Source organism: Bradyrhizobium sp. UFLA05-89, from assembly GCF_059803475.1.
In genome coordinates this window covers 1-18,503 of sequence record NZ_JBANBA010000014.1, presented here as the reverse complement: position 1 = coordinate 18,503, position 18,503 = coordinate 1, and the positions used below count along the sequence as shown (strand labels likewise).

General features: G+C 61.1%; 14 protein-coding genes, 1 tRNA gene and 1 riboswitch. Of the genes, 8 read left to right on the top strand and 7 right to left on the bottom strand.

What is annotated here, in order from left to right:
* Window positions 1-90 precede the first annotated feature (90 nt).
* The 5 genes from SO139_RS10070 (at window position 91) to SO139_RS10050 (ending at window position 8,675) form a co-directional block, all read left to right on the top strand.
* Complete coding sequence (locus tag SO139_RS10070; RefSeq protein WP_498539977.1) at window positions 91-2,346, top strand: TonB-dependent receptor; 2,256 nt, start codon at window positions 91-93, stop codon at window positions 2,344-2,346.
* Window positions 2,347-2,387: 41 nt separating this feature from the next.
* Window positions 2,388-3,395, top strand: a complete 1,008-nt coding sequence (locus SO139_RS10065; RefSeq protein WP_498539976.1) for a DUF6925 family protein — start codon at window positions 2,388-2,390, stop codon at window positions 3,393-3,395.
* Between the two features lie 62 nt (window positions 3,396-3,457).
* Entirely contained in the window at window positions 3,458-4,039 is a 582-nt protein-coding gene (locus SO139_RS10060) for a hypothetical protein (RefSeq protein WP_498539975.1), read from the top strand.
* Between the two features lie 225 nt (window positions 4,040-4,264).
* Window positions 4,265-4,484, top strand: a riboswitch (cobalamin riboswitch).
* Window positions 4,485-4,603: 119 nt separating this feature from the next.
* Window positions 4,604-7,510 (top strand): ribonucleoside-diphosphate reductase subunit alpha, encoded by a 2,907-nt coding sequence (locus SO139_RS10055; protein ID WP_498539974.1) that lies wholly within the window; start codon window positions 4,604-4,606, stop codon window positions 7,508-7,510.
* A gap of 10 nt (window positions 7,511-7,520) precedes the next feature.
* A complete protein-coding gene (locus SO139_RS10050; protein WP_498539973.1) occupies window positions 7,521-8,675 on the top strand; it encodes a ribonucleotide-diphosphate reductase subunit beta in 1,155 nt (384 codons plus the stop codon).
* A gap of 247 nt (window positions 8,676-8,922) precedes the next feature.
* Here the strand turns inward: SO139_RS10050 and SO139_RS10045 are convergent.
* The 5 genes from SO139_RS10045 to SO139_RS10025 all read right to left on the bottom strand — a co-directional run bounded on the left by SO139_RS10045 (window position 8,923) and on the right by SO139_RS10025 (window position 13,596).
* Window positions 8,923-9,045, bottom strand: a tRNA-Ser gene (locus tag SO139_RS10045).
* A gap of 695 nt (window positions 9,046-9,740) precedes the next feature.
* Window positions 9,741-10,949 carry an MFS transporter gene (locus tag SO139_RS10040; protein WP_498539972.1) on the bottom strand — a complete coding sequence of 403 codons (1,209 nt, stop codon included), beginning with the start codon at window positions 10,947-10,949 and terminating at the stop codon, window positions 9,741-9,743.
* A gap of 112 nt (window positions 10,950-11,061) precedes the next feature.
* The gene (locus SO139_RS10035) at window positions 11,062-11,544 is read right to left on the bottom strand and encodes a cupin domain-containing protein (RefSeq protein WP_498539971.1); all 483 of its coding nucleotides are present in this window, start codon (window positions 11,542-11,544) and stop codon (window positions 11,062-11,064) included.
* A gap of 114 nt (window positions 11,545-11,658) precedes the next feature.
* The gene (locus SO139_RS10030; RefSeq protein WP_498539970.1) at window positions 11,659-12,999 is read right to left on the bottom strand and encodes a dihydrolipoyl dehydrogenase family protein; all 1,341 of its coding nucleotides are present in this window, start codon (window positions 12,997-12,999) and stop codon (window positions 11,659-11,661) included.
* A 102-nt stretch (window positions 13,000-13,101) separates the two neighbouring features.
* Entirely contained in the window at window positions 13,102-13,596 is a 495-nt protein-coding gene (locus tag SO139_RS10025) for a DUF302 domain-containing protein (RefSeq protein WP_498539969.1), read from the bottom strand.
* A 246-nt stretch (window positions 13,597-13,842) separates the two neighbouring features.
* On the opposite strand from SO139_RS10025, the gene SO139_RS10020 reads away from it, so the two are divergent.
* Window positions 13,843-14,559 (top strand): peroxiredoxin-like family protein, encoded by a 717-nt coding sequence (locus tag SO139_RS10020; RefSeq protein WP_498539968.1) that lies wholly within the window; start codon window positions 13,843-13,845, stop codon window positions 14,557-14,559.
* A 146-nt stretch (window positions 14,560-14,705) separates the two neighbouring features.
* The gene (locus SO139_RS10015) at window positions 14,706-15,347 is read left to right on the top strand and encodes a glutathione S-transferase family protein (protein WP_498539967.1); all 642 of its coding nucleotides are present in this window, start codon (window positions 14,706-14,708) and stop codon (window positions 15,345-15,347) included.
* A 302-nt stretch (window positions 15,348-15,649) separates the two neighbouring features.
* On the opposite strand, the gene SO139_RS10010 is transcribed toward SO139_RS10015, so the two are convergent.
* Together SO139_RS10010 and SO139_RS10005 are read right to left on the bottom strand one after the other, a co-directional pair.
* Window positions 15,650-16,438: a class I SAM-dependent methyltransferase gene (locus SO139_RS10010; RefSeq protein ID WP_498539966.1), complete on the bottom strand. Its 789-nt coding sequence runs from the start codon at window positions 16,436-16,438 to the stop codon at window positions 15,650-15,652.
* Between the two features lie 266 nt (window positions 16,439-16,704).
* The gene (locus SO139_RS10005) at window positions 16,705-17,592 is read right to left on the bottom strand and encodes a LysR family transcriptional regulator (protein WP_498539965.1); all 888 of its coding nucleotides are present in this window, start codon (window positions 17,590-17,592) and stop codon (window positions 16,705-16,707) included.
* Window positions 17,593-17,785: 193 nt separating this feature from the next.
* Here SO139_RS10005 and SO139_RS10000 point away from each other — a divergent pair.
* The coding region (locus SO139_RS10000; RefSeq protein ID WP_498539964.1) for a 3-hydroxybutyrate dehydrogenase at window positions 17,786-18,503 on the top strand (718 nt) is incomplete at its 3' end.

The window sequence follows — 18,503 nt, the reverse complement described above, 5'->3', positions numbered from 1 at the left end:
AGACATTAGCTTCACCGGAGCAATCGATCGCTCCGCCGTAAAGCCTCGTTCGCTGTGACGTGCCACTGACGTCATACCGAGGCCTGTTGTATGTCTCCCGTTTCTGCCGCTATCCGGCGCCGCCGCGTGGCTCTGCTCGCATCAACCGTGATCGTCTCTGCTGCTCTTATTGAGGCCGGGGCGGCCCGCGCCCAGACTGTTGCAGAGCAACTACCGCCCGTGGAAGTGACCAAGTCGGACGACCCGAACCGCACGCGCGCCAGAGCGACCGGCGATGGCGAAACGACGAGGCGTCGCGCCGCGCCAAACGTCACCGCCCGTGGCACTCCGGCGGCCGATAGCACACCCCCGCCGGCGGCGGGCAACCAGACAGTCGCCAGCGGCGGAGGGATCGTCGGAGCGGCGACCACCGTTATCACCGCCGCCGACATCGCACATTCGCCGGCGCAGTCGCTCGCCGAGATCATCACGACGCAGACCCCGGGTGCCCAGATCACGACGCTTTACGGCGGCCCGGTGGCGGCCAAGACTAGCGTCGACCTGCGCGGCTTCGGCGCTTTCGCCACGGCAAATACGCTGGTCCTGATCAACGGGCGGCGGCTGAACGACATCGACATGGCGCAGGTGGATCTCTCCACCATCCCGCTCAATTCCATCGAGCGCATCGAGATCACGCGCGGCAATTCCGGCGCAGTGCTTTACGGCGACAATGCGGTTGGCGGCGTCATCAATATCATCACCAAAAACGGTGTTAGCGGGCCACCCGTCACGGCGCGCATCGAAGCCGGATTCGGTTCGTTCAACACCAGGCTCGGCAACGTTTCGACCTCGCTCACCTCTGGTCCCTGGTCGACCTCGTTTTACGGCAATGTCGTCAAGACCGACGGCTACCGCGATAACAATCGCTACTCCCAGGAAAACGGCGTCGGCAATCTGAACTACTCGACGCCCGATCTGACGGCGTTTCTCACCGTCACGGGTGACAACCAGGAACTGAGGTTGCCGGGCGGCCGCCTCGTCGATCCGTCGATCGGGCTCGACCAACTCGCAACGGATCGAAGAGGCACCAGCACGCCCTTCGACTACGCCAACCAGCAGGGCTGGAGTGCGACCGCAGGTTTCACGAAGACACTCGTCAACGGCGTTGATCTGATTGTCGACGGCGGCGTGCGCGACAAGAAGCAGCAGAGCGCATTTTTCTCCAGTCCAACGCCGGTGCCGGCTCTCTTCACCTCGACCTATCTCGAAGCCAATCTGACGACGTGGTCGATCACGCCGCGACTGAGCGTGAAGAGCCTGCTGTTCGGCATGCCCTCGCAGTTGCTGACCGGTATCGACTACTATGATGCGAGCTACCAACAGGATCGCGGCGCCGGCCAGGGCCTGGCACCGTGGCACAATTACGACCTCAGGCAACAGACGGTTGCCGGCTACTTCCAGCATACGCTGGGTGTCACGCCGACGACCGACGTCTCCTACGGCGCGCGCGTGCAGAACGTCAACTTGTCGGCGCGTGACAATTTCGATCCTACAGCTCCGTTCAACGCCGACATCGGCGCGCTGCCGCTCAATAGCAGCGAAACCCAATATGCGCTGCACCTCGGTGTCGAGCAGCGTCTCAACGACGTGTTTACTTTGTTCGGCCGAGGCGCGCGTGCATTTCGGACGCCTGATGTCGACGAGCGGGTGTCATCGGGGCCTTCGTTCGATCCCGTGACGTTTGCGTCGATCCCGCAAACATTCCAGCTCAAGACTCAGACATCACAGGATGTCGAGGGCGGTCTGCGCATCAAGGCTGGCGGACTGCAAATGCAGAGCAGCCTTTATCTGATGGACCTCACCAATGAGATCCATTTCAACCCAGTGCTTTTCTACAACGTCAATCTCGATCCGACCCGCCGCTACGGCTCCGAGACCAGTCTCTCTGTCCGCATCAACGACGCGCTGCTATTGCGTTCAGGCATGGCGGTTACTCGTGCGGTCTTCCGCGAAGGGATTTGGGCGGGCAATGACGTGCCGCTGGTGTCGCGCTACACCGCGAATGTTGGCGTCACCTGGAACATCTGGCAGAATTACGTCGTGTTCGATGCCACCGCGCGCTTCTGGAGCGAGCGGCGGATGGATAACGACCAGGCCGGAACCCAAAAGCCAATTCCTGCCAATGGCACGATCGATCTCAAGCTCAGCGGACAGTATGAGCGCTATTTTTGGTCCTTCACCGTCAACAATGTGCTCAACGCGCTCTATTACGACTATGCGATCGCGAGTACCTTCACCGACGGGCGGTTCAGCGCCTATCCGCTTCCCGGCCGCACCTATCTCTTGAAGGCTGGCGCGACTTTCTAGTCTAAGGGCCGCGCCAGAGGTCGCGCGGCGAGGGATCTCGGATGACGGCAGCCGGAGTGATGGACGTCCTTGCCGGTCAGCTTGCTGACGTTGAGGCGGGCTGGAGTGTGGGCACTTTCGGGGCGATCGCCGAGTTCACACGCGATCAGGCCGAGCCGGCCGATCTGCGTTGCGACGAGGCGATGATCAGTATCGTCACGGACAAGGGCGGGATTCAAATCCTGTCAACGCCAAAGCTGCGCCTGTTCGCCTCGGAATCGCCGACGAGCGAGAGCTGGAGTCATCGCGTGGCGCTGTGTCTTCCGCTTGGCTCGTGTGGGATGCACGGGCGTACCACGTTGACGGAGGTCGGAGCCGACGACGATGCTCTGCGAGGCAGGGATCGCAGCGGCATCCTGTTTGATCTCGGCCTTGGCACATTGCAGATCGACGCTTGCATTCGCATAGCAGATCGGCACGTCGTTGCGGCGCTCCGTGAAAGAGTCGGCCGATCGGTGTTTGCGCCGGGGAACGATGCGATGCGCATCATTCTCGCTGCCAATCCGCACCGCGTTTTCATCAGCCGAGTCGGGCGGGCCGAGGTGTTCCAGCCGATCCCGCCACCTGATGGTCGCAGTCCCGACGGGCCACACACGCATGTCCTGCCGAAGCTGCTTGCGCATGGTCGGACGCACGCGGCAACGGAGCCGGTTCCGGACGGCTGGGTTCCCTGCGCCCATTTCTATCCGGCGCATCCGCTTCGCGATCAATTCGGTCGAAAGCATGAATTTCGGACGCAACATCAAGCGGCATTCCAGACCTTCCTTGAGCAATATGGCGAGCCGGGGTCCGTCGCGCTCAAGCGAGACATCATGGCGGCCGTGATGGCGGGGCGAGACCCTGATGCGCTGACCGTTCGGAACGACCGCCTCGGCCGCGCGACCGTTCGGGTGACGCTTCGGCAGTTGGCCGCGGCCGGACCGCTGTCGCAGACGATCATCGAATGGCTCGCCGCGTATGACCGGATCGACCTTGCCGAGCCCGAAAATCCCATGGATGCCCTTCACTGACCGCCAAAAGGCTGTCCCGCAGCAACAGATGTCGCTACAATTGCAGGAGAGGAGATTTTCCAATGGCCTTCAACGTTCTGCCCGCCGCCGCTGACGGCTTTCGTTTGCACCCGGTTGAGCCGCGCAACGCTCCGATGTTCGCCTTCGGTCTGCTGGTGACGGCCTGTGCGCTGGCAAGCTTCGTATTTGCCTGCGCGACTCCGTTTGCGGCCTTCGCAGTCGTTGCAGCCGCGTTGTTGCGGTTGCGTCCGGCACTCCTCGTCGTCACGGGTGCATGGCTGGTCAATCAGGCGATCGGATTTGGCGTGCTGCACTATCCGGTCGATGCCAACACGATCGCCTGGGGCTTCGCGATCGGGGCAGCGGCGCTCGCCGCTACCGCTGTCTCGTCAGCCATTCTCGGTGCGCTCCCGCAGAACCACACGGCTGTGGTTCTGGCGGTCACGTTGGTTTGTGCCTACGCGGCCTATGAGCTCACTCTGTTCGCCATGACGCCGTTCCTGGGCGGCGAGGGCGCCTTCACTCTCGCCATAGTGACACGGATTGGGCTGCGCAGCGCCGCCTGGTTGGTCGGTCTTGTTGCAGCCTGCGAGATCGTTCGCCTGCTCAATCCGCTTGGGCGGCGACGCGCGATTTCGACGTGAACGACGAAGGCGGCGACGCGACGACCTCCGTTCGGTTGCTCCCGCCTGATTCGCCAAGCACGATGAATTGGCATTCCCCATTCCCCGCGAAAACCCCGTAACGGAACTGATTGCGCGCAGCCGCCGAATCGCGGGATGTCGGTGGATAGCTGTGAAATTCCCGCATTCCACAGACAAAAACCGGCCGACGCGTTAATCGATCATTGACACTTCGCCGCGAATATCACCACATATGGGTGTCACGGTTCCGCTGGATCGCAAGATTTAGTGGCTAAGAGGGAAGCCGGTGAACCGCGCCTGAGGTGCGGAATTCCGGCGCTGCCCCCGCAACTGTCAGCAGCGAGCTGCTCCCAAACAATCGTCACTGGTGCCTGTTCGCGCCGGGAAGACGGGGAGAAAGCTATGACCTGCGAGCCAGGAGACCTGCCGCGACGCAACTGAACGTCCACGGGCGGGGTGTCCCGGCGGTCGCTTGCATGCGCCGTCGGCACTCCGTTGCCGGCGTTTCTGCAGCGTCCTCGTCTTGCCCCGCTCAAACATAACGCGCGCATCACGGGGCCCTTGATGTCTACCAATATGCACCACGCGGAGACTGTCTCCGCTCCCATCATCCAGTTGCGTCCAGAGTCGCTCGCTGCCGTTCCCAGCGAGCCCGCCATGCAGATCATCCGCCGCAACGGCAAGGTCACCCCGTTCGACCAGGCGAAGATCGCGGTCGCGATGACCAAGGCCTTCCTCGCCGTGGAAGGAAACACCGCGGTCGCTTCACGCCGCGTCCACGAGAGCGTCGAGCAACTGACTGCGGAAGTGGTCGCGGCATTGCACCGTCGTGCCGGCGAGGGCCGCACCTTCCACATCGAGGACGTCCAGGATCAGGTCGAGCTTGCGTTGATGCGCAGCGAGCACCACAAGGTGGCCCGCGCCTACGTGCTGTATCGCGATGAACGTACCCGCCAGCGTGCGGAGGAAGCTGCTGCTCATCAGGCCGTGCCCGTCGCTGCCCCAGCACTCCACGTTACGCTTGCCGACGGTTCGCGCGTCGGTCTCGACAGCAAGCGCCTCGCGCTGATCGTCGGCGAAGCCTGCGCCGGGCTCGACGGTGTCTCCGCTGCGCCCGTGCTCGCCGAAACCACGCGCAATCTCTACGATGGCATCAGCCAGGACGAACTGGCGCTGGCCTCGATCATGGCCGCCCGCACGCTGGTCGAGCAGGAGCCGAACTACGCCTATGTCAGTGCGCGCCTGCTGCTCGACAAGCTCCGCGGCGAGGTGCTGTCCTACGTCCACAGCGTGCCGACATCCGCTTCACAGGCGGACATGGTGACGCGCTATGCCGAATACTTCCCGGCCTATGTGAAGACCGGCATCGCCGCCGAGTTGCTCGATCCCGAGCTCGCCCGCTTCGATCTCGGTCGGATCGCGGCGGCGCTGAAGCCCGAGCGCGATCTGAACTTCCAGTTCCTCGGCCTCCAGACGCTCTACGACCGCTACTTCCTGCATGAGCATGGCAAGCGGATCGAGCTGCCGCAGGCCTTCTTCATGCGCGTGGCCATGGGCCTGGCGGTGCGCGAGATTGACCGCGAAGCCAAGGCGATCGAGTTCTACGATTTGCTGTCGTCGTTCGACTTCATGGCCTCGACTCCGACGCTGTTCAACTCGGGCACGCTGCGCCCGCAGCTCTCGTCCTGCTTCCTCACCACCGTCTCCGACGACCTCGACGGTATTTTCAAGTCGATCAAGGACAATGCGCTGCTGGCAAAATATTCGGGCGGCCTCGGTAACGACTGGACGCCGGTGCGCGGTCTCGGCGCCCATATCAAGGGCACCAACGGCGAGAGCCAGGGCATCATCCCGTTCCTGAAGGTCGCCAACGACACTGCGATCGCCGTCAACCAAGGCGGCAAGCGCAAGGGCGCGGTCTGCGCCTATCTCGAAACCTGGCACGTCGACATCGAGGAGTTCCTCGATCTGCGGAAGAACACCGGCGACGACCGCCGCCGCACCCACGACATGAACACCGCCAATTGGGTGCCGGACTTGTTCATGCAGCGCGTCGATGCCGACGGCGAGTGGACGCTGTTCTCGCCGGACGAGACGCCCGATTTGCACGACCGCTACGGCGAGGCGTTCAAGTCGGCTTACGAGGCTTATGAAGCCAAGGCGAAGGCCGGCGGCATGCGGGTGTCCAAGACGGTCCGCGCGACCGATCTGTGGCGCCGCATGCTGACCATGGTGTTCGAGACCGGTCATCCCTGGATCACCTTCAAGGATCCCTGCAATTTGCGCTCGCCGCAGCGGCACATGGGCGTGATCCACTCGTCGAACCTCTGCACCGAGATCACCCTGAACACCTCGGGCGACGAGGTCGCGGTCTGCAATCTCGGCTCCATCAACATGCTCGCCCATGTTGGGTCCAATGGTCTTGACCAGGCCAAGCTGAAGCGGACGGTGACATCAGCGGTGCGGATGCTCGACAACGTCATCGACATCAACTTCTACACCATCCCGGAGGCGCGCCGCTCCAACATGCGCCACCGGCCGGTCGGCCTCGGCTTGATGGGCTTCCAGGAGGCGCTTCAGGTTCAGCGCATCCCGATCGCGTCGGACGCGGCCGTGGCGTTCGCCGACACCAGTATGGAAGCGATCTCTTACCACGCCATCGAAGCATCGTCGGATCTCGCCGCCGAGCGTGGCCGTTATCCGAGCTTCGAGGGCTCGCTGTGGTCGAAGGGCATTTTGCCGCTCGACTCCATCCAGTTCGTCGCCGACGCCCGTGGCGGCCTCGACGCCGACCGCTCTTCGACGCTCGACTGGGACCACCTGCGCAACAAGGTCACCTCCCGCGGCATGCGCAACTCGAACGTCATGGCGATCGCCCCGACCGCGACGATCTCAAACATCTGCGGTGTCTCGCAGTCGATCGAGCCGAACTACCAGAACCTGTTCGTCAAATCGAACATGTCCGGCGACTTTACGGTCGTGAACGAGTTCCTGGTCCGCGACCTGAAGGCGAGGGGACTGTGGGACGAGGTGATGGTCTCCGACCTCAAATATTTCGACGGCAGCGTCGGCCAGATCGACCGCGTTCCTGACGATCTCAAGGCGCTCTACGCCACCGCCTTCGAGATCGACAGTGCCTGGCTGATCGAGGCGGCCGCGCGCCGGCAGAAATGGATCGACCAGTCGCAGTCGCTCAACCTCTACATCGCCAATCCCTCCGGCAAGAAGCTCGATACGCTTTACCGGCTGGCCTGGCGGCGCGGCCTGAAGACGACCTATTACCTGCGCTCGCGCAGCGCCACGCATGTCGAAAAATCGACGCTGAAGGGCACCGACGGCAAGCTCAACGCGGTGTCGGCATCGGGCGGCGCCTCGCACGCGCCGATCATGATCCCGGCCGCGGCGGCGCCCGATCTCGACGGCATCAAGGCCTGCCGGATCAACGATCCCGAATGCGAAGCGTGCCAGTGAGGAAATGACGATGCTTGATTGGTCCGATACTGAAACCACGGCGGCGGCTCCGGCCGCGCCAGCCCTCACCACGGCGCTGCGTCCGCAGACCCAGCTCAAGCTCGAGCCGGTCGATCCGACCGGCCTGGGGTCGATCGACCGCGCCGGCGGCCGCGTCTCGGTCGACGAGAAGCGGATGATCAACTGCCGCGCCGACGTCAACCAGCTGCTGCCGCTGAAGTACAAATGGGCCTGGGAGAAATATCTCTCCGGCTGCAACAATCACTGGATGCCGACCGAAGTCTCGATGCAGGCTGACATCGCGCTGTGGAAGTCGCGGGACGGCCTGACCGAGGACGAGCGGCGCGCGATCAAGCGCAATCTCGGCTTCTTCGCGGCCTCGGAATCGCTGGTCGCCAACAACATCGTTCTGGCGATCTACCGTCATCTGACCAATCCGGAATGCAGGCAGTATCTGCTGCGGCAGGCTTTTGAGGAGGCGGTGCACACCCACACTTTCCAGTACATCGTGGAAAGCCTCGGCCTCGACGAGGGTGAGCTGTTCAACATGTACCGCGAGGTGCCGTCGATCACCGACAAGGCGGCCTGGGCTCTCAAGCACACCCAGCATCTGGATGATCCGTCGTTCCAGACCGGCACGCCCGACAGCGACCGCGCCTTCCTGCGTGATCTCGTCGCCTTCTACGTCGTGTTCGAGGGCATGTGGTTCTACACCGGTTTCGCGCAGATCCTGTCGCTCGGCCGCCGCAACAAGATGGTCGGGATCGCGGAGCAGTATCAGTACATCCTGCGGGACGAGAGCATCCATCTGAACTTCGGCATCGACGTGATCAACCAGATCAAGATCGAGAATCCGCATCTGTGGACCGCGGAATTCCAGGACGAGATCCGTGGCATGATCCGTGATGCCGCTGAGCTCGAGGCTGCCTACGGTCGCGATACCATGCCGCGCGGTTTCCTCGGTCTCAATGCGGCGCTGTGCCAGCAGTACATGCACTTCATCGCCAACCGCCGCTGCGCCCAGATCGGACTCGCACCGGTCTTCGCCGAGGTCGAGAACCCGTTCCCGTGGATGTCGGAGGCGATGGACCTGAAGAAGGAGAAGAACTTCTTCGAGACCCGGGTCATCGAGTACCAGAACGGCGGAGCACTCAATTGGGAATGAGCACGAGCCTACTAGGCGGTCTTATCTTCCTTATCAGCAGAGCAGAGGCGTAGTTGCTCGGGAGTATATGAAACTAGCTAATTGCGGTGGCCGTGAAGCTGGCAACTTGTTCTGCATCTTGTTGACGCAGGTGTGCTTCCATTCGACCAATGCGCTTTGCCTTTGCAACATAGCTTACTCGCTCGAATGAGACAGCTCGGCGGTTTTAGCTTGGACCCACATATAGTTCTGTAAGACAAGGAGAAACTGGCGCGCCCGACACGATTCGAACGTGTGACTTTTGCCTCGGAGGGCAATCCCACAAACTCCCATGATATCTCAGAGCAACAATCAAATCGGCCAGCGCTAACAGCCGACCGGTCACAGACCCATTGGTGCACGTCGACTACTTGTGCGGCGTAGACTTGGATAGCGGGGGAGCAAATCAGACATCCGCGCGATCAGAGGTTTGGCATTTCGGAGCGCGCTGGCACGCGCCACCGTTCTTGCGGGCCATCTGCTCAATTCTCTTGTTCGGAATATCGAAATTCGCTGCGGTGCGTTTGGCTTGGCGATACCAGCAAAAATGCCAGCAAAGCGGACGATTGTAGTGGGATTTTGCTTGAATTTCCAATGCGTCGCGACAATTGTCCCGAGAAAATCCGGAATCGAACCAGTGACTTAAGTTATTGTTATTATTATAGTTTTTTTCGTGGTGCCCCTGGCCGATAATTGCCTAGAGCCATAACCATTTGAATTTCAACGCCCTTTCTTCGTCGGTTGTTGCCGATACCAGCACAAATACCAGCAGGATGACGCGCGGTATTCGCCGACAAAAAAACAGGAGGGTTCTCGCCGCGGGCACGCCTATGCCATTTCACAAGAATTTTTGTCCGGCATGGAAGCTTGCGCAGCCGGCTCTTCGAATGCGGAGCTTCAAAGCGAAAGATTATCGGGGGGCGAGTCGCTCCCCCGCTACCAATCATACGATTTTTCGGATATGAGCTCGAGTGTCTGCGTGAGCGGAGCGCCGCATCGCCGAAATGAGCATAAGAAGCAGGTACGAATGCTCGGCCAGCGATCTCATCACTGCGATGGCGTCAGCCTCGCCGTGAGCAGCGAGGCAAGGGCCAACGCGCCGGCCACGCCGAGCACGCAGACCATCCACCCGAACGTGTCGAACAGTCGGCCTAGAAGGGCGGTTCCCACTACTCCTCCAAGAAAGTAGCAGGCGAGATAGGTGCCACTCGCGATCCCACGGTTCTTGGCTGCAGCTTGACCGACAAATCCGGTTGCAGCGGCCTGCGCAAAGAACGTCCCGACGCCGACCAGAACCATTCCAGTCAGAACCTGAGGCAGATGAGACGTCACCATCAAAGGAAGGCCTGCGGCGGCTACGCCGAGGCCGATCCAGACAGTCATGCGACTGCCGAGCCAAACGGCGACTTTTCCGGCGAGCAGTGTCGTCAGAATGGACGGCAGAAAGACGAAGTAGACAAAGCCAAGGTCCATCATGCCGAGCGACAACGGCGGTCGCACCAGAACGAAATTCACGAACGTGAAGGTGCCGATAAAGGCGAACAGAATGCAGAAACCGATGCCGAACCCAGCGCGCAGCCGTGGTGTTCGCCAATGCTCAAGCATGGCGCGAACTGGTGAGTCGTTCGCGGCCACGGACTGCATCGGTTGCACGCGGTGTATCGAGAAGTAGGCTAACGCGGCGCCGGCGAGGTTTAGGGCCGCAAAAAAATAGAAGTTCCAGGCAAGGCCGAGACTGTCGGCAAGCGCGGCGGAGATCAGTCTGCCAATCAGATTGCTGGCCACGTTACCCGTGATGTAGGCGGCGAATGCTCCGCCGGTATCCATCGCGCTGCACTGCTCACCGAGGTAGGCAAGCGTCAGTGTGAACGCAGAAGCCATGAACAGACCCTGCGCGACGCGCAAAATCATGAAGGCGGTGATACCAGGGGCTATCGCAAGCAGACTTGTGGGTATCGCCAATAGAGAGAGGCTGAGAAGGATGCCGAGTCGTCGATCGATGTGGGGGCTGAAGAGGCCTACGACGAGACTCGAGATTGCCATTCCAAACGTGCTGGCGTTGACCGCAAATCCCATCGCGGCGGGGGTCACGCCATAGTGCCGCGTAAGAGACGGGAGAATCGCCTGGGTTGCGAACAGGTCGACGACGGTCAAGAATGCGGTCAGCCCGATCACCAGTGATCGGAGCGCAACGCCCGGCGAATGCTCGTGCAACTCGGCCGCAACCGGCTCCATGCTCGTGGACAGATCGGTCATTGCGTGACGTCTCCTCATTCCGAAAGAGGATGTGACGCCCGGCGTGCTGGGGGGAGCACGGGGGATCCCGGGTCGTCACATCCAGTAACGAGGCTGGGGCTGCGAGGGCTCGTTACATATTGTGGTCGGCCGGATCCTTGCGGACATCGCCGACATAAAGGATGACAGTTTCCTTGCCGAGGTTCTTCCACCAGTGCGAGGTACCGAAAACCTCCGGGCGGAGGTCGCCGGCCTTGTGCACGATCGGGTCGATGCAGTTGGAAGCGTATTCGACGATCTCGCCCTGCTGCACGAAGATCAACGCCGGTCGGTCGTCGTGGCTGTGCCACGGAACGATACCGCCAGGCTCGATCGTCAGCTTGCGGAAGCGCAGCTCGCGCCCCTCGATGTGCGCCGGCTGCTTGCCTAGGTCGATCGATCCGAGCGTCACGTCGGTTACGCCAACGGGCTTGTAGTCGACCATCGGCTGAGCATTGGGCTTGACCTTGCCGGCCGGACATTCACCCGCGAACACCGGTTGCGTGGTGAGCGTGAGCGCGCCGACGAGGGCAGCTCCGGTCCAGATCGCATGCGATAGCTTGAAGTTCTTGAGCATCGGGAGGTCTCCTGTGTTGGCCGTAACCTCGGTGGTTGCCGGCTATGGGTAGAGCTTGGCTGAGGTTGAGGGCACGTTGAAATGCTGTCTGTCTCTCGAAACGATAGCGGATCGCTATGCGTGCCCGAGCATGTGCTTGATGTCGGCAGAAAACGTGGGATAGGCGTAGACGTTGTCGCGCAATTGCTTGGCGGTAATGCCAAACTTGATCGCGAGGCCGAAGACGTTGATGAGCTCCTGGCCGGCATGGCCGACGAAGTGCGCGCCGAGGACCAGGTCGCTAACCCGGTCGACGATTATTTTCGACCAGGCAACGGTCTCGGCATATGATTGAGACGAGAACCAGTCGCGCATGTCGTTGATGTGCACATCAATGGTTAAACCGGACTGCTGCGCTGCGTTTTCGGTGAGACCGACGGCGGCCAGCGATGGCACGGTGTAGACTGAAGTCGCGATGCCCGCGTAATCGGGCGCGTGACGCGGTCCGTCGACGATGTTGCGGCCCACTATCTCACCTTCGTAGGTCGCGAGCGGGGAAAGTTGGGGCGATACAGGAACGGCATCGCCGCATACGTGGACCTGAGGGTTTGAAGCCGACCTCAAGTAGCGATCTACGACGATGCGACCGTTTACTTGCTCGACCCGGCCTTTTGCCAAATCGAGCGCATCCACGTTGGCTATCCGGCCGGCGCCGTTGATGACGCGATCCGCTTCGAGCGCCTGTTCGATGTCGCCATCCGTGAAGACCACCCGGAGCCGATGGCCGACCTGCTCGATCCGCCGGACCTTGACGTCGGTCGTGATCTTGATGCCGATGCGTTCGCTTTCGGCGTGAAGTTGCGCGACAGCATCGCAGTCCATGGCGGGGAGGAGCTGCGGCAGGGCCTCCAGAACCGACACCGCGGTGCCGGCCCGGGCGTAGATATGCCCGAATTCCAGCGAGATTACGCCGCCTCCGATGAATATCACCGAGCTCGGCAGCTCACGTTCGCTTAGTAACTCGTCCGAGGTGATCATGTGCTCGGCACCAGGAATCGGCAGCGGTCGCACCTTGGACCCCGTGGCAACTACGATGTGCTTGGCCTGGAGCACGCGATCTCCGACCCTGATGGTGTCGGGGGCAACGAAGACACCCATACCTCCGATAACCTCGACTTCTCGGCGCGCCACTACGCGGGCGAGGTTGGACGGAATGTCCCTGATCATCGCCTTCTCACGATCGATCAGCGCCGCCCAATTGAGCCGGGGCTTACCAACTGCAATGTGATGAACGGACGCGCGATCAATATCGTGCAGAGCCTGGCCCGCAGCGACCAGGATCTTCTTCGGCGTGCAGCCGCGGTTTGGGCAGGTGCCGCCTAGTTCACGCGGCTCAATCATCGCGACCGAGAGCCCGGCGCGCCGGACCGGACCGGTCACGCCGATGCCGGCGTTGCCGCCGCCCAGGATCACCACATCGAATCTCTCGCTAGTCATGGAACGGCCTCTACTGCTTGATGAGAGTTTCGCTTGTGCATGCGGGCGGCGCATTCCGCGCCGCGCCGGCGCGATCGGCGGCTACTTCGTTGTGATCGTCGAGGTAATCGACCTCACGACCATGGTGGCCATTTTGAACTGCGCTTCGCGATTGTGGATGTTGTGCCGCTTGGCGATCCAGTCGAAGTCGGTCCACACGGCCCAGACCTCGCCATTCTCATCCTGCGTGAGGAGCAGGCGAACAGGCCAGTCGAGGCCGGCATTGGGATTGGCGGTAATGAACTGGGTGCCAAGTGGAGGGTTGCCGAAGATGAGCAATGTCGAAGGTCGAAGCTTGATGCCGGCATCCGCGGCAAGTTTCGACTGGTCGACCTCAAGGAAGAATTTGATGCCCTTGGTGGAAATGTCCGCCTTGATGCGGCTGATCGCTTCGGGCATCGACACCGCGCTCTTCACCCGGACGATGCCGTCGTCGCTATCGGCCCGCGCGAGCGAGGTCGCAGCGGCAAGGACGAGGCAACATATCAGAAGGGAGGTGACGACATTCGCAACACGCAGGATGATCTGACGTTTCATGGGTGTTCCTCCATGGGTGGGAAGCTTGCGGCCACACGAGGATGGACGGGCTCCTCAAGCAGGGGAAATACCGTCTGGCTCTTGTGCTGATAGCTCTGCGCTATCGCGGCGCGATAGGCGGCGGCTATCGAACCGATTGGAGATCGGCATTTCCGTTTGACAGGGATCGGGCATTCGATGGACGGGCGCCCCTTGCGAGGCGATCGAAATGCCGAATAATAGACTTCACTCTTGCCGGAGCGGAAAATGACATCCCTTTCCCCAGCCGACGCAGAACGGCTCAAGCTCGCCTTCCAGCGCTGCCGTGACATGGAGGGGACGCTGAATGAGCAGCTTCGGGCTTATGCGAATGCCGGCCGGGAGATCTTTCCCGCCTATGGCGAGGCGGTCGACCGTCTCGTCGCGCGACTGGCCGAGAATGGTGGCGGAGAGAACGCGCCTCGCCCGGGCGAGGTGATGCCGGCCTTCGTGTTGCCCGACGAGAAAGGACGCCTGGTTACGCTGGACTCGCTGATCGCGCGCGGCCCCGTAGCGGTCATGTTCTTTCGAGGTCATTGGTGCCCCTATTGCCGGCTGAACGTCCGGGCGGTGATCCAGGCGCAGGATCGCATCGAGGCTATGGGCGCGCAGATCGTTGCCATTATGCCGGAGACGCAGGAATATACCGATCAGTTCAAGGCCGACTCCGCGGCGCCCTTCCCAGTATTGACCGATCTCGACAACGGTTATGCGCTCTCCCTCAATCTGGCGATCTGGCTGGGTACGGAGATCCAGGGTCTGCTGTCCTATCAGGATATGGCGCGGTTCCACGGCAATGACGGCTGGATGCTGCCGATCCCGGCGGTCTTCGTCCTCAGACGAGATGGCGTCGTGAAGGCTCGTTTCGTCGATCCCGATTTCCGCAAACGCATGGAAATCGACGACCTACTCGAGGCGCTGGAAAGCGCGAGTCGCGAGCATTGATCTTCGACCAGGCGTGTACTCCGGCGCAATGGCGAACTGCTCCCAACCGCTCCTTGGAGCCAAGGGACGTTGCCGCGGCGACGCCTGTGTGGCGAATTATTTGACATTTCCAGGACCCCCTCTCGTCCCTGCACCGAGCCGGCACTATGATCGAGCTTTACTACTACCCCAGCTATATCAGCCTTCTTCCCCATATCCTGCTCCACGAAATTGGCATCGAGCATCGACTGGTCTTCGTCGATCGATATGCAAGCATCCACAAGCGCGAAGCGTATTTGAAGCTCAATCCCAATGGGCTAATTCCGGTTCTCAAAGAACGTGATCTGATCCTCTACGAGGCCGCCGCGATCTCGCTATATCTTGCGGACAAACATCCGGGATCAAGATTGGCACCCGAGTTCGGAACGGATGGCAGAGCCCATTTTTATAAGTGGCTCATGTGGCTGGCCACGAACCTGCACCCCGCATTGTCAAATTACCTACACTCGAGCAAGTGGACGGCGGACGAAGCCGCGCAGATCAAGCTGCGTTCTGGCGCCGAGACGCGTGTTGCAGAGTTGTTCGACATCATTGATGCTGAGTTGGCTATTGATGCGAGACCTTGGCTGCTCGGGGAGGACTATTCGGTACTGGATGCCTATGCGTTTGTTCTTTGCCGCTGGTCTCGAGGCATGGCGCGGCCGGGTGCGAGCTGGCCTCACTTTGGACCCTATGCCAACAGGATTGCCGAACGTCCTGCAGTTTTGCGGGCGCTTAGGGCGGAACACCTGTCAGAGCCGTGGATCTAGCGGCCCTTTTTAGCCCGTTGAGGGTCAAAAAAGCTTCGTCGTTCCCGATTGCCGCAAGCGCATGGAAATCGACGACCTGCTCAGAGCGCTGGAAAGCGCGAGGCGTGAGCATTTAGATTCGGCTATGCGTGTGCTCGCAAGCGGATTGCCGCACCGATCAGCGCGTCCATGTCTGCTCGACCTCAAACACCCACGCGCTGCTTGGGGCCAGAACCGGACATGCACTGCTACGGCAAGCTTCTGCTCCTTTCGCTACGGTGGACGACGTTTTCGGCAGCCAAAACCAGCGCGCTCGCGGCAGCTCAGCCTTTCGCGATCGCTAGATTGGTAGTCAGCTCGAAAGCGAGGGTTGATCCGTCAGAATAGCGCTCGCGCACGCGCTCGCTCTGCGTCGCAATGGTATCCACGATGCGTTTGCGCTCTCGATCGTCCATGGTCTTGCCAGCAGAACTCATGCCGATGAGAGCCATGGCGTTCAATCGCGGAAATAGGGTCTCCGCCTGAAAGCCAATAATCCGTGTTATGACCTTTACATTGACATCACGGAAACCTGCTTGACTGAGCAAGGTTTGGAGCAACGCCGCGTCACCGAAGCTGTGTCGCTGATCCACGACCGGACCGAGGTGTTGCTCGGCAACGCGACGCAGCTCTCGCAGGAACGGTATTTCGTCGTCCGAGCTCCAGATTGCGACAGCTAGACGGCCGCCTGCAACCAGAGCGCGCCGCATCTGCTGAACCGCCGCCTGCTTATCAGCAAAGAATTGCAGGCCTTGTTGACAGATGAGAACGTCGAAATCCTCTCCGTCCTGGAGAGGCAAAGCGGTCGCGTTACCTTCGCGCCAATCGATCTCGGGTGCAACGGTTCGCGCTACGGTAAGCATATCCGCGCTGATGTCGACGCCGACAACAGAGCCATTGCTGCCAACCTGAGATTTGGCGATGCGAGCAACGATTCCTGTTCCGCAGGCAACGTCCAGGACCCGATCGCCCTCGGACACGCGAAGTTCATTGACCGTAAGCTCGGCCCACGGTCGAAAGAGAGGCCCGACAAGCTCCCTCTCGTACAGCTGTGGGAAAGAGAGCTGGTTCATGGCGTAACCTGGCAGAGCCATAGCTGCGACCTCCAATCGGTCTGACACGAGGACAGTCGGGTTGGACACAAAATGATACGCCGAGCACCGACGCCTTGTTACACCGGTATCTAAATATCCAGCCCGCAGACTGAGCAATTGCTGCGGGAAGCGAATGTCGCAGATGGGTCAAACCAGTAAAGCTCAACCCGAGCAGATATTTTCCGCTTTGCCTCTATGAGCACAGACCCCAGCTCGCTCGACTGCGGGGAAAGAAGCTGGGCCAGCTACCCCGCGATCTCTCGCCAATCGGCGCCTCTTAGCATCCGCATGACAGCAGAGGCAACCGCGGTACGCTGGCGTCCCGCAACGCCATAGAGATTGACCGTGCGGCGAGCGTCCAACCCTGCAACGGTCGCGCGTTTGACGTTCGCTGGGATAGGTGACGTGTGAGGCACCATCGCGACGCCGATATCGGCTTCGACCAGCTCGATCAGATCGCGCTCGCTAGAGATATCATGGCTATGGCCGACGTCGATGCCGTGCTCGCGCAGTGAGGCCGCAATGCGTTTGGAATGCTCGCAATAAGTTCGGCTCAAGAACTGCTCCGTACGCAGATCATCGAACTCGATCTCAGCGCGCTCGGCGAGGCGATGGTCCTTGTTGACGACGAGCTCGAAGCTCTCCGTGAACAGTGGCCAGGTGTCGAGCCGATCCCAGGCCTCATCGATCTCGGCCGCAATCCCGAGCTCCGCTTCGCCCTTTTTGAGGAGTTCGCCGACTTCCCGACCGGTACCGCGCAGGAAACAGAATTCGAGGCGATTGAACTGACGCTTGATTTGGCTCAGGTGGGGAATGAGCAGTGCAAGATCGATGGAATGCGTTAACGCGATGCGCAGCGCCCCGATCTCGCCGCTCTTGAACGAAGACGCCAACGATCGGGCACCCGCCGCCGCATCATAGCATTGCTTGAGCAGCGGGTGCATGCGCTGCCCGAGCTCTGTGAGTTGTGCCGCCGGCCGCTCGCGGCGGAACAGGTCGCCGCCCAGCTCGGCTTCGAGCTGCTTGATCGCGCGGGTGAGCGATGGCTGCGTCACATTGCATTCCTCGGCAGCGCGCGTGAAATTGAGCTGCTGCGCCACCGCGAGAAAATATCGGACCTGGTGCATTTCCATGGATCGGCTCCCCAGCGAGGTCGGTGGGAACTCTAGCCGACCGAGGCGAGGAAGGACATCCCGCCTCCGATAGCAAGCGTGCATGGTTTCGGAAGCTAAAGGGCATTTCCGTAGACTGGGAAAACCTCTCAAAGTTCGCGAAGGCCAGGTCCGGCCACCAGACCCGCCATCGCTCAAATGAGAGGCTCCGATTATGAACATTCCCATCAAGTTGCAGGACCAAACTGCCGCGCGGACGCTGGCCGGCAAGGTAGCGCTGGTCACTGGCTCGACCAGCGGCATTGGGCTCGGGATTGCGCGAGCTTTAGCGGCTGCCGGAGCCGATGTGGTGCTCAACGGTCTTGGGGCTCCGGAGGAGATTGGACGGACGCGCGAGCAGATCGTTGCAGATTTCGGGGTAGGGGCGAGCTATTCGCCCGCCGACATGAGCAAGCCGAAATCGATCGCCGAGATGATTGCGGCGACGGTGGCCCAGTCAGGCCGGCTGGATATCCTCGTCAACAACGCTGGTATCCAACATGTTGCGCCGCTGGAGCAGTTTCCTGTCGAAAAGTGGGATCAAATCCTCGCTATCAACCTGTCTTCCGCCTTTCATACGACTCGCCTTGCGCTGCCCGCAATGCGGCAGAATGGGTTCGGCAGGGTCATCAACATTGCGTCTGCCCACGCGCTGGTCGCATCTCCCTTCAAGGCGGCCTATGTCGCCGCCAAGCATGGCATCGTCGGCCTGACCAAGGTGACGGCTCTCGAGACCGCGGAAGAGGGCATCACCTGCAACGCCATCTGCCCAGGCTACGTCTATACGCCCCTCGTGGAGGCGCAGATCGACGGTCAAGCCAAGGCCCACGGCATTTCACGGGATCAAGTCATCCGCGATGTACTTCTCGCCCAGCAGCCCAACAAGCGCTTCG